Raw genomic sequence first — 11,134 nt, forward strand, 5'->3', positions numbered from 1 at the left:
TATTTCGTTCGGAGCGCGGGCCGCCCCGACCGGAAGAGTCCGCTTCCGGCGCCTATGCTGCCTGCAACGAGGCGATTTCCGCCGCAGGCAGCAAAGCCGCCCAGTAAAAGACGATTGCAGTAGGAGAGCCGGCGTGAGCTTGAGGATCGTTGTCACCGTGAAGTACGTGCCGGACGCCACCGGCGACCGGCACTTCGCCGATGACCTGACCGTCGACCGTGACGACGTGGACGGCCTGCTGTCGGAGCTGGACGAGTACGCGGTGGAGCAGGCGCTGCAGATCTCGGAGAACTCCGATGACGACGTGGAGATCACCGTGTTGACGGTGGGTCCGGAGGACGCGAAGGACGCGCTGCGCAAGGCGTTGTCGATGGGTGCGGACAAGGCGATCCACGTCGAGGACGACGATCTGCACGGCACGGACGCGATCGGCACGTCGCTGGTGCTGGCGAAGGCGATCGAGAAGGCCGGTTTCGATCTGGTGGTCTCGGGGATGGCCTCGACCGACGGTACGGCGGGCATCGTGCCGGCGCTGGTCGCGGAGCGTCTGGGGGTGCCGCAGGTGACGCTGCTGTCGCAGGTCGCGGTCGCCGACGGCACGGTGACCGGCCGCCGGGACGGGGATGCGGCGAGCGAGCAGCTGGCGGCGTCGCTGCCGGCGGTGGTGTCGGTGACCGACCAGTCCGGTGAGGCGCGGTACCCCTCGTTCAAGGGGATCATGGCGGCGAAGAAGAAGCCGGTCACCTCGTGGGACCTCTCCGACCTGGACATCGAGGCCGATGAAGTGGGTCTGGAGGGCGCGTGGACGAAGGTCGAGGCGGCCGCGGAGCGTCCGGCGCGCACCGCGGGCACGATCGTGAAGGACGAGGGCGAGGGCGGCAAGCAGCTCGCCGCGTACCTCGCGGGCCAGAAGTTCATCTGAGCTTCAGTCACCCCACCCAACCGCCCCACTTCTTTGTGATTGCAGGAGATTGAAGTCCCATGGCTGAAGTTCTGGTCTACGTCGACCACGTGGACGGTGCCGTCCGCAAGCCCACCCTGGAGCTTTTGACGCTGGCCCGCCGGATCGGTGAGCCGGTCGCCGTCGCGCTGGGTGCCGGTGCCGCCGGCACGGCCGCCGTGCTGGCCGAGCACGGTGCGGTCAAGGTCCTCACGCACGAGGCCGCCGAGTACGCGGACTACCTGGTGGTGCCGAAGGTGGACGCGCTGCAGGCCGCGGTCGCCGCCGTCAGCCCGGCCGCCGTGCTGGTGCCCTCCTCCGCGGAGGGCAAGGAGATCGCCGCGCGTGTGGCGCTGCGTCTCAAGGCGGGCATCATCACCGACGCCGTCGACCTGGAGGCCGGCGAGAACGGTCCGGTGGCCACCCAGTCGGTGTTCGCCGCCTCCTTCACCACCCGCTCGGTGGTTTCGCAGGGCATCCCGGTCATCACCGTCAAGCCCAACAGTGCCGCGGTGGAGGCCGCCCCGGCCGCCGGTACCGTCGAGGCCCTGGAGGTGTCCTTCTCGGAGCAGGCGACCGGTACGAAGGTGACCGCGCGCACCCCGCGCGAGTCGACCGGGCGTCCGGAGCTGACCGAGGCCGCGATCGTGGTCTCCGGCGGCCGGGGCGTCAACGGCGCGGACAACTTCGCCCTCATCGAGGCCCTCGCCGACTCCCTGGGCGCGGCCGTGGGCGCCTCCCGGGCCGCGGTCGACGCGGGCTGGTACCCGCACTCCAACCAGGTCGGCCAGACCGGCAAGAGTGTGTCCCCGCAGCTGTACATCGCCAACGGCATCTCCGGCGCGATCCAGCACCGGGCCGGCATGCAGACCTCGAAGACCATCGTCGCGGTCAACAAGGACGCCGAAGCCCCCATCTTCGACCTCGTCGACTACGGCGTCGTCGGCGACCTCTTCGACGTCGTCCCCCAGCTCACCGAAGAGGTCAACTCCCGCAAGGGCTGAACCTGTTCCGCTGCAGTGATGTGCCGACGGGGCCGCGTGGTGTTCTGCACCGCGCGGCCCCGTCCGCGTACCCGGGCCCGGAAAATGACCATTGACCTGGCCCGGGACGGCGGTTAACTTCGCTATACGGATTGTTGATTCCGTGAAGTGGAAACAGTGAGCGTATGGAGGGTGCACGAATGGGTCAGCAGGAGAAGGTGTCGACGAGCCTCGCGGGCGCGGTCAGCGAGGGCATCAGCGCCTCACTCGCCCCGGTCGACGCGGAGCTCGCCCGCCGGTACCCGGGAGACCCCGGCACCCGCCAGCCGGTCCACACGGTCTACGTCCCCGGTGACGCCTTCGACGCCGGCACCGTCCGCTCCTGGGGCGACCAGGCGCTCGCGCAGCTCGACGAGCACGCCCCGGACGCCGCCTCGTTCGCGGCCGTCCTCGGCCTCTCCGACGAGCTCGCCGAGCCGGTCTACAGCCGCGTACGGGCGAAGCTGGAGCGCGAGCCGGTCGAGGACCTGCGCGTCGACTTCGAGGACGGCTACCGGCCCGCCTCCTGCGCCGACGAGGACGAGACGGCAGCCCGCGCCGCCCGCGTCATCGCCGAGGCCTACGCGAACGGCACGGCGGCCCCGTACATGGGCATCCGCATGAAGTGCATGGAGGAGGCCGTCCGCGACCGCGGCATCCGCACCCTCGACATCTTCCTCACCGGCCTCATGGAGCACGGGGGCCTGCCCGAAGGTCTCGTCCTGACGCTGCCCAAGGTGACGTACCCGGAGCAGGTCACGGCGATGGCCCGGCTCCTGGAGGCGTTCGAGAAGGCGCACGGGCTCGACGCCGGGCGGCTCGGGTTCGAGATCCAGATCGAGACCAGCCAGTCCATCCTCGGCGCCGACGGCACCGCCGCGGTCGCCAAGATGATCGATGCCGCCGAGGGGCGCGCCACCGGGCTGCACTACGGCACCTTCGACTACAGCGCCTGCCTCGGTGTCTCCGCCGCCTACCAGGCCAGCGACCATCCGGCCGCCGACTACGCGAAGGCCGTCATGCAGGTCGCCGCCGCCGGCACCGGCGTACGTGTCTCGGACGGTTCGACCAACGTGCTCCCCGTCGGCCCGACCGCCAAGGTCCACGACGCGTGGCGACTGCACTACGGCCTCACCCGCCGCGCCCTCGCCCGCGCCTACTACCAGGGCTGGGACATGCACCCGGGCCACATCCCGACCCGCTACGCGGCGGTCTTCGCCTTCTACCGCGAGGGCTTCGAGCAGGCGGCCGCCCGCCTCGCCGCCTACGCGAGCCAGGCCTCCGGCGACATCGCCGACGAGCCCGCCACCGCCAAGGCGCTCGCCGGGTATCTGCTGCGCGGCCTGGACTGCGGCGCCCTCGACATCGCCGAGGTGGCCCGCCTGACCGGCCTCACCCGCGGCGACCTGGAGGGCTACTCCGCCCCGCGCCGCGGCGACCTGACGGCCAGCGCCGAGTAGGGCGTACACGGCCGGGGGAGGGCAGTGGTGTGTGCGCACCGGCCCGGGCACGGCGGGCGCTACAGGGCGAACGGGCGGTGGGCCCGTGCCTTCGCCACGACCTCCTCGGCCGTCAACTCGCCCTCCGGCGGCCAGAAGATCAGGCCGGCGACATGCCCGGTGGGACAGCCGAGGGCCCGGTCAAGACCGCTGAGCCATCCGTCGATCTCGTCCTCGCCGCCATCGGCCGCCATGATCCGCCGGACCAGCGCGACGGCCTGCTCACCGCTCTTCCCCGCGTCCGTGCCGAGGCCGCTCCGGTTCACGACTGGAAGCCGATCACTCCGTACCCCGGACGCCGGGCGGCCGCCGCGACCCACCGCGCGCAGTCCGACACGGCGGCGAACACCTCGGGCGCCAAGCCGGCCCCCCGGTCCGCGCGATCGCCCGCCTCGAACTGCTCGAAGGCCGTGGCGCACTCTTCGTGCGTCCACTCGCCGCAGCCCGGGAACTCGCTCCAGGGCACCCCCTTCGGCAGGCCGTCCCAGCCGCCGAGGCCGGCGACGGACACCGCCGTGACACCGATCGTCCGCAGCCCCTCGTCCACGGCCTCCAGCCAGCCGCTGCGGTACGGGCAGAACGAGCTGTTGTCGAGATGCGACCCGGTCAGTGAGCACAGCCGCTTGTACGCGTACCCGTACTGACTCGCGCCCGGCGAGCCGCCCGTCGGGAAGGGACCGCCGTGCACGACCGTGCGCAGCGCCTCGTACGCCGTCGGAGCGCCCTGGTCTATCTGGTCACGGAACCAGTCGTCGTCACGAGCCAGGTCGTCCGCGAACTTGTCGCGTATCACCTCCAGGAGCTGATCGTCACAGGAGCCCACGAGGGCGTGCGTGGCCGACGGATCCAGCAGGAAGACGCTCAGTCCCATACTCATGCACCCGACCGTAACGGCGGGCACTGACAACGCCGCTGGGGCGCAGCCCTGTGAACCCTCAGCCCGCGGGCGGCAGTTCCCCCGACCCGCGCTCGATCAGCCGCGTCGGCAGCTCGATGCGTTCGGGCAGCAGCGTCGCGCCGTCCAGTTGGCGGAAGAGGCGTTCCGCGGCGGTGCGGCCCAGTTGGGCGGCGTCCTGCGCGACCACCGTCACGCCCGGCTTCAGCAGATCGCCCAGTTCGATGTCGTCGAAGCCCACCAGGGCGACATCGCGGTCGAGTTCGGACAGGACGCGGACCACGGTGACCGTCACACGGTTGTTGCCCGCGAAGATCGCCGTGACCGGATCGGGGCCCTTCAGCATCTCCTCGGCGGCCCGGCGCACCCGCTCGGGGTCGGTCACGCCGAGCGACATCCAGCGGTCCTCGACGGGTATCCCGGCGTCCTCCATCGCCGCCCGGTAGCCGCGCAGACGCTCCGCCGCGGTGTGGATGCGCGGCTGGTCGCCGATGAAGCCGATGCGGCGGTGGCCGCCCGCGATGAGGTGCGCGACGCCGTCACGGGCGCCGCCGAAGCTGTCCGACAGCACGACGTCCGCGTCGATCTTCCCCGCGGGACGGTCCACGAAGACGGTCGCGACACCGGCCGCGATCTCCGGCTCCAGATAACGGTGGTCGTCCCCGGCCGGGATCACGACCAGACCGTCGACCCGGCGCGCGCACAGGGCGAGCACCAACTCCTGCTCCCGGTCCGGGTCCTCGGCGCTCGACCCGTTGATCAGCAGTGCGCCGTGCGCCCGGGCGACCTCCTCCACGGCCCGGCTCAACGGACCGTAGAAGGGGTCGGCCAGATCCTCCAGGACCAGGCCGATGCTCGCCGTACGTCCCTTGCGCAGCACCCGCGCGCTGTCGTTGCGCCGGAAACCGAGCGCCGCGATCGCCTCCTGCACGCGCCGCTCGGTGTCGGGAGTGACTCCGGGCTCACCGTTGACGACCCGGGACACCGTCTTGAGGCCGACTCCCGCGCGCGCGGCGACGTCCTTCATGGTCGGGCGATTGCCGTAGCGGTTCTCCGTGCGGCGGGCGGTGCGGTCCACTATGCGCTGTCCTGTCCTGTCGTCACTGCCGTCAGGGCGGTTGCCCGGGGCGGGTGTGGGCGACCGTTCATGGGGGTTCATCATGCTGCACGGGTCGGCGCGCGGGCATGTGGCGTCGAGCATAGGGCCTGGACAACGTTGTCAGATGCGGGAGAGACTGTCCACCGCATTCCTGGGCCTGCTTAGAGTTGGCTTCTCCCAGCTGCCCTTTCTCCCCTTTCCATCAGGAGACCTGACACAGATGCACACGGACCTCGTCGCCGCGCTCGACATCGGCGGCACCAAGATCGCCGGCGCCCTGGTGGACGACCGGGGCCACATCCTCGCGCGAACGCAGCGGCCGACCCCCGCGCAGGAGGACGGCGAGACGGTGATGGGCGCGGTCGAGGCGGTGCTCACCGAGCTGACGGAGTCCGACCTGTGGCCCAAGGCGGGGGCCGTCGGCATCGGCAGTGCGGGCCCCGTGGACCGCTCGGCCGGCACGGTCAGCCCGGTCAACGTGCCCGGGTGGCGTGCGTTCCCGCTCGTCGACCGCGTCCGCTCGGCCACCGGCGGACTGCCCGTCGAACTCGTCGGCGACGGCGTGGCGATCACGGCGGCGGAACACTGGCAGGGCGCGGCGCGCGGTCACGACAACGCGCTGTGCATGGTCGTCTCGACCGGTGTCGGCGGCGGCCTGATCCTCAACGGCGCGCTCCACCCCGGCCCCACCGGGAACGCGGGCCACATCGGCCACATCAGCGTCGACCTCGACGGCGACCCGTGCCCCTGCGGTGCACGCGGCTGCGTCGAGCGGATCGCCTCCGGGCCCAACATCGCCCGGCGTGCCCTGGCCGCGGGCTGGCAGCCGGGGCCGGACGGCGACACGACCGCGGCCGCGGTGGCCGCCGCCGCCCGTGCGGGCGACCCGATCGCGGTGGCCTCCTTCGAGCGCGCGGCCAAGGCGCTCGCCGCCGGTATCGCGGCGACGGCGACGCTCGTGGAGATCGACATCGCGGTGATCGGCGGGGGAGTGGCGAAGGCGGGCGACGTCCTGTTCGCCCCGCTGCGGCGCGCGCTGCGCGACTACGCCACGCTCTCGTTCGTCCAGCGGCTCACGGTGGTCCCGGCCTCGACCGGTACGGACGCGGGGCTCGTGGGAGCGGCGGCCGCGGCGCTGCACGCCGGCAGCTCCGTCGAGGAGGCGTGGCGCCAGACCGTCTGACGGCCAGGAGCGGAGGGCGGGAGGGCGACCGCGCAGGACCGGGCCGCACCTCCCGCCGACGCGTCAGCAGCTGAGCTGCGCGTCCGCCCAGTCGGCGTGATCGGAGTCGACCGCGTCACCGCCGTCCGTGACCACGAGCCGCACCACTTGGGCGCCGCTCACATCGGCCGAGACCGCCCGCGCCGCGTCCGCGTTGGTCAGCGTGCCCGTCGAGGCCACCTTCTGGTCGTCGGCCCAGACCTCGAACGCGACCGTGCCCTTGGTGCCCTTCTCGTCGTCGACGCCGACCTGGGCGGTGACCCGCTCGCACGCGCGGCCCGTGTAGTACGTGACCTCGCTCTGCGCGTGCACCCCGAGCCCCTTGGCGTACACGGTGCCGCCGATGGTGATCGGATGACCGTCGCCCGCCGCGCTCTCGCCGTTGCTGGTGTTGCGCTCGACGGGCCCGTAGCCGTTGACCGCGGACATCCAGGCCAGGTCGCCGAGGGACGAGGCGCCGCTCGGCGGGGCCGTCACCACCTGCACGGTCACCGGCGCCTGGGTCGTGACCCGGGTGCCCTGGGGCGAGCGGTACGTGGCGTTCAGGGTCAGTTGGTAGGAGCCGTCGGACGTGCCCGAGGGCGGTGTGACCGTCCAGGGCGTCTTGAGCGAGGTGCCGCTCTCCAGCGCCGGGACCTTGGCCGGGCCGCCCGCCTTCACCGCCCAGTCGGTCCCGTCGGGGCCGTCGAGCGAGACGGAGACGTCACGGGCCGCGGTGCGGCCCTGGTTCGTGAACGTGCTGTCGAACGGCACCGGGCGCCCCGCCTCGGCGAACAGGCCCTGTCCTGCGCCCAGTTCGGCCGCCGGCGGGTACTCGGCCCAGCGCGGGTTCACCGACACGCGCAGCAGCACCGTGCCGTGGGCGGGGACCGTCGCCGCGATGCCGCCCGCGGTGTTGTAGTTCTTGTGCTGCCACAGGTCGCGCGAGACGTACGCGTCGGCCTCCGGGAGCCCGACCGCCTGCGCCGTCGTCGCGATGCGCTGGGCGCTGCCCGACTCGTTGAACAGGGCGACGGCACGGCTGCCGTCCGCCATCTGCTTCGCGACCACCCAGCGGCCGCCCTCGGACGACACCACGGTGCCCTGCTTGCCCAGCGGGTCCTGGTCGACGGCGATGACATCGCGGTTGGACAGGATCTGGTACGTCTCGTCGGACGCCTTGCGCAGGTCCGTGCCGATCAGCAGCGGCGACGCCATGATCGACCACATCGAGAAGTGCGTGCGGTACTCGGTGTCGGTCATGCCGCCGTTGCCGACCTCCAGCATGTCCGGGTCGTTCCAGTTCCCGGGACCCGCGTACGGGGCGAGCGGCAGGTTCTGCTTCATGATCGACAGCATGGAGCCCCAACTGTCGCTGATGTCACCGGTGGTGCGCCACAACTGGCCGAGCTGCCCGGCCCACTCCCACGGCTTGTTCTGGCCCCATTCGCAGATGCTGTAGACGATCGGCCGGCCGGTGGCGCGCAGCGCGTCGCGCATCGTCGTGTAGCGCTGCTTGGCGTCCACGCCCTGGTTGTTGCAGTTGTCGTACTTGAGGTAGTCGACACCCCAGTCCGCGAACTGCTGCGCGTCGCTGTACTCGTGGCCGAGCGCGCCCGGGAAGCCGGCGCTGTTGCAGGTCTTCGTCCCGGCGCTGGTGTAGATGCCGAGCTTGAGGCCCTTGGAGTGGACGTAGTCCGCGACGGCCTTGATCCCGTTGGGGAAGCGGACCGGGTCCGGTACCAGCTTGCCGTCCGCGTCACGCGCCGGCAGGGCCCAGCAGTCGTCCAGGTTCACGTACTGATACCCGGCGGCCTTCAGGCCCTTGTCCACGAAGATGTCGGCGATGCCCTTGACCATGGACTCGTTGAAGTCCGCCCGGCAGTGCGTGGAGTTCCAGTTGTTGAACCCCATGGGTGGTGTGGCGGCCGACTCCGCCTCGGCGGCGGCTGGTTCGGTCACCGGGGCGGCCGACGCCGGGGCGGGCAGGGCGGCGAGCCCGCCGACGCACAGCACGCCACCGGCCATCGCTCCGACGATTCTTCGCCGGACGGCCCGGGGTGCGCGGGTGGGAAGACGACGCATCGTGACGCTCCTCCGTACTTGCGGCAGATTGGATCACGGCATGTACGTGTCAGTGGTGCGCGTTGACGGTAGGCCGTGTTGGAGTCTGTTGGAAGAGGTCGGATCAAATGCGGTGGGAGGTGAGGGATGTTTCGTCAGAACCCTTGACGGCGACGGGAGTTGGGGGTTCTGGAGGGAAGGTCCGTTCGGTTGTGTTGGGTTGAGGTGTGCTGCGGATGGAAGACTGGGTGCCTGTGACGCATTCTGATCTGGCCCGCCGTATCCATGCCGCCGCCCACCTGAGCGGTCGCTTCACCCTCCGGTCCGGTCGCACGGCCACGGAGTACTTCGACAAGTACCGGTTCGAGGCCGACCCGGTACTGCTCGACGAGATCGCCCGGCTGATGGCCCCGCTGGTGCCGGCCGGTACCGAGGTGCTGGCCGGCCTGGAGATGGGCGGCATTCCGGTGGTGACCGCACTCGGCCGGTACACGGGGCTGCCGTGCGCGTTCGTGCGCAAGCAGGCCAAGTCCTACGGCACCTGCCGGCTCGCCGAAGGGGCCGATGTCGAGGAACGCCGGGTACTCGTCGTCGAGGACGTGGTCACCAGCGGGGGACAGATCGTGCTGTCGACCGCGGACCTGCGCGCCCTGGGGGCGGACGTGCGCGAAGCCCTGTGCGTGATCGACCGTGAGCAGGGCGGCGCCGAAGCACTCCGCGTCGAGGGGGTCGCGCTCGTCTCGCTGCTGACCGCCGGTGATCTGCGGGCCGCAGCCGTCTGACCGGAGAGGCTGTACGTGGAACCGGCCCGTTCCTGACCGTCGGCCGACAGCGCCGCCACGCCGCTGAACGGCCCCCCGCGGCCTCCGGTCGCGGTCCTCGTGAACCGTGTCCGCCACCTCGTCCATCGGCGCACACGGTCCGCGCCTACCGTATGCGGAGCACCCCGAACTTCCGACAGGTGGAGCCATGTACGACCTCACAGCCCTGCTGCGTGAATACGACCGCGCCCGTGCCTACACCGACGACCTGTGGCGCGACCTCACGCCCGACGAGGTCGTCTGGCGTCCGCACGAGGACTCCAGTGCCATCGGCTGGCACCTCGGGCATCAGGCGCACGTCGCGCACTTCATGGTCCGCAACCTGACCGCGGCCGAACCGAGTCCGGACCCCGGGCTCGACGCGGTGATGGACTCCGCCAACCCGGAGAAGTTCCGCGGGGCCCTGCCCACCGTCGAGCGGCTCGGTGCCTTCCGCGACACCGTCGCCGAGCGCGTTCACGCCCGTATCGGGGACATCGCCGGCGGGCGGGTGGGTGCTCCGACGCAACTGTCCATCGTCGCGGTCGGTCTGCTCACCGCGCTGATCAACCACGAGTACCAGCACGACCAGTGGATCGGTGAGGTCCGCGCCCAGAACCTCGGGCACGCGCTGCCGCCCGACCCCGACTCCGCACTGCTCGCGCGCGTCGACGGGTACCTCGTCTGCAATCCCTACGGCTGAGGCGCCGCGGCCAGGTCGCGTACCCGTGCCGTACGGAGCCTTCGAACTCCCTGGTGGGCGCGGTCGTCCGGGCGGTCCGCGGCCGCTGGTGCGAGCAACGGAAGGACGCTGCCGAGCAGCGCCGCCGCGCTCAGCAGCAGGACGACGCGGATGCCCGGGCCGGACTGCCGGGCCGGACCGGTCAGCGGGGCCGTCGCGATCACCGACAGCGGGGAGGCGGCGTGCACCGCCTGGAACAGCGGGCGGCCGCCCATGCGTTCGGCGCGGGCCGTCGCCGCGTCGAGACATACCTCCAGCGCACCGCTCGCGGCCCCCGCGAGGAGCGGCGCGACGCCGAGCCCGGTGAGCGTGCCGGTCATGCTCAACGCCCCGATGCCCAGGGCCATCGCGACGACGGTGAGCATCGGCGCACGGTGCTCACGGCCGACGGCGAACCGGCCCACCACCGCCATCGCGGGCGTCGCCCCCCAGCGGCACCGCGGTGAGAGCGAGACCGAGACCGAGTTCACCGGTCGTGGCGTGCACCCGCGCCAGTACCGCGGGAAGCAGCGCCGACCAGGTGCCCCAGAAGACTCCCCGGACGCCGCTGACGATGACGAGGGCGGCCCGCGGACCGCGCGGCGCGGGTTGCGTCATGCCGCCGGGCATGGCCGCGAACGCCGACCCGCACCGGGGTGGATCGGCTTGCACGGGTGGGGAGTTGAGGGTGAGCGTGGTGGTGCCCGAGGTGTTGACCATGGCGAGGGGCGCGCCTACATTCGCGTCCGGAATTACGTCTACTGTCCGAAATCGCGAACATTGACGTCACGCGAGGAGACGACGTGAGCCGCACCGAGAGATCCGCACCCGAACTCGCACCCGTGCCCGCACCCGCACCCACCGCCACCGCCACCGACGACCGTCCGGGACCG

12 protein-coding genes are annotated in these 11,134 nt (G+C 71.6%); 6 read left to right on the forward strand and 6 right to left on the reverse strand.

Annotation, left to right across the window (positions count from 1 at the left end; translation table 11 throughout):
• Positions 1 to 133 precede the first annotated feature (133 nt).
• The 3 genes from J3486_RS03025 to J3486_RS03035 all read left to right on the forward strand — a co-directional run bounded on the left by J3486_RS03025 (position 134) and on the right by J3486_RS03035 (position 3,422).
• Complete coding sequence (locus J3486_RS03025; RefSeq protein WP_207818329.1) at positions 134 to 922, forward strand: electron transfer flavoprotein subunit beta/FixA family protein; 789 nt, start codon at positions 134 to 136, stop codon at positions 920 to 922.
• 59 nt (positions 923 to 981) lie between these two features.
• Complete coding sequence (locus tag J3486_RS03030) at positions 982 to 1,944, forward strand: electron transfer flavoprotein subunit alpha/FixB family protein (protein ID WP_207818330.1); 963 nt, start codon at positions 982 to 984, stop codon at positions 1,942 to 1,944.
• A 179-nt stretch (positions 1,945 to 2,123) separates the two neighbouring features.
• A complete protein-coding gene (locus tag J3486_RS03035) occupies positions 2,124 to 3,422 on the forward strand; it encodes an aldolase/citrate lyase family protein (RefSeq protein ID WP_207818929.1) in 1,299 nt (432 codons plus the stop codon).
• A gap of 59 nt (positions 3,423 to 3,481) precedes the next feature.
• On the opposite strand, the gene J3486_RS03040 is transcribed toward J3486_RS03035, so the two are convergent.
• From J3486_RS03040 to J3486_RS03050, 3 genes are read right to left on the reverse strand one after another with little or no spacing between them, the layout of a single operon-like run.
• Positions 3,482 to 3,727, reverse strand: coding sequence for an e9imm peptide (locus J3486_RS03040; protein ID WP_374194675.1), 246 nt, complete (start codon positions 3,725 to 3,727; stop codon positions 3,482 to 3,484).
• Complete coding sequence (locus tag J3486_RS03045; RefSeq protein WP_207818331.1) at positions 3,724 to 4,338, reverse strand: hypothetical protein; 615 nt, start codon at positions 4,336 to 4,338, stop codon at positions 3,724 to 3,726. The genes J3486_RS03040 and J3486_RS03045 overlap by 4 nt, the downstream gene beginning before the upstream one ends.
• A 58-nt stretch (positions 4,339 to 4,396) precedes the next feature.
• Positions 4,397 to 5,515: a LacI family DNA-binding transcriptional regulator gene (locus J3486_RS03050; protein ID WP_229377561.1), complete on the reverse strand. Its 1,119-nt coding sequence runs from the start codon at positions 5,513 to 5,515 to the stop codon at positions 4,397 to 4,399.
• Positions 5,516 to 5,675: 160 nt separating this feature from the next.
• Here J3486_RS03050 and J3486_RS03055 point away from each other — a divergent pair, with 160 nt between their 5' ends.
• A complete protein-coding gene (locus J3486_RS03055; protein WP_207818333.1) occupies positions 5,676 to 6,638 on the forward strand; it encodes an ROK family protein in 963 nt (320 codons plus the stop codon).
• Positions 6,639 to 6,701: 63 nt separating this feature from the next.
• On the opposite strand, the gene J3486_RS03060 is transcribed toward J3486_RS03055, so the two are convergent.
• Positions 6,702 to 8,741 (reverse strand): NPCBM/NEW2 domain-containing protein, encoded by a 2,040-nt coding sequence (locus J3486_RS03060; protein WP_207818334.1) that lies wholly within the window; start codon positions 8,739 to 8,741, stop codon positions 6,702 to 6,704.
• A 233-nt stretch (positions 8,742 to 8,974) separates the two neighbouring features.
• Here J3486_RS03060 and pyrE point away from each other — a divergent pair, with 233 nt between their 5' ends.
• A complete protein-coding gene (gene pyrE, locus J3486_RS03065) occupies positions 8,975 to 9,502 on the forward strand; it encodes an orotate phosphoribosyltransferase (RefSeq protein ID WP_207818335.1) in 528 nt (175 codons plus the stop codon).
• A gap of 187 nt (positions 9,503 to 9,689) precedes the next feature.
• The gene (locus J3486_RS03070; protein ID WP_207818336.1) at positions 9,690 to 10,223 is read left to right on the forward strand and encodes a DinB family protein; all 534 of its coding nucleotides are present in this window, start codon (positions 9,690 to 9,692) and stop codon (positions 10,221 to 10,223) included.
• Here the strand turns inward: J3486_RS03070 and J3486_RS03075 are convergent.
• Positions 10,214 to 10,627 carry a hypothetical protein gene (locus J3486_RS03075; RefSeq protein WP_207818337.1) on the reverse strand — a complete coding sequence of 138 codons (414 nt, stop codon included), beginning with the start codon at positions 10,625 to 10,627 and terminating at the stop codon, positions 10,214 to 10,216. The genes J3486_RS03070 and J3486_RS03075 overlap by 10 nt on opposite strands.
• A 13-nt stretch (positions 10,628 to 10,640) precedes the next feature.
• Positions 10,641 to 10,859, reverse strand: coding sequence for a hypothetical protein (locus J3486_RS03080; protein ID WP_207818338.1), 219 nt, complete (start codon positions 10,857 to 10,859; stop codon positions 10,641 to 10,643).
• Positions 10,860 to 11,134 lie beyond the last annotated feature (275 nt).

The sequence above is a fragment of the Streptomyces sp. VRA16 Mangrove soil genome, from assembly GCF_017377775.1.
Classification (GTDB): Bacteria; Actinomycetota; Actinomycetes; order Streptomycetales; family Streptomycetaceae; genus Streptomyces.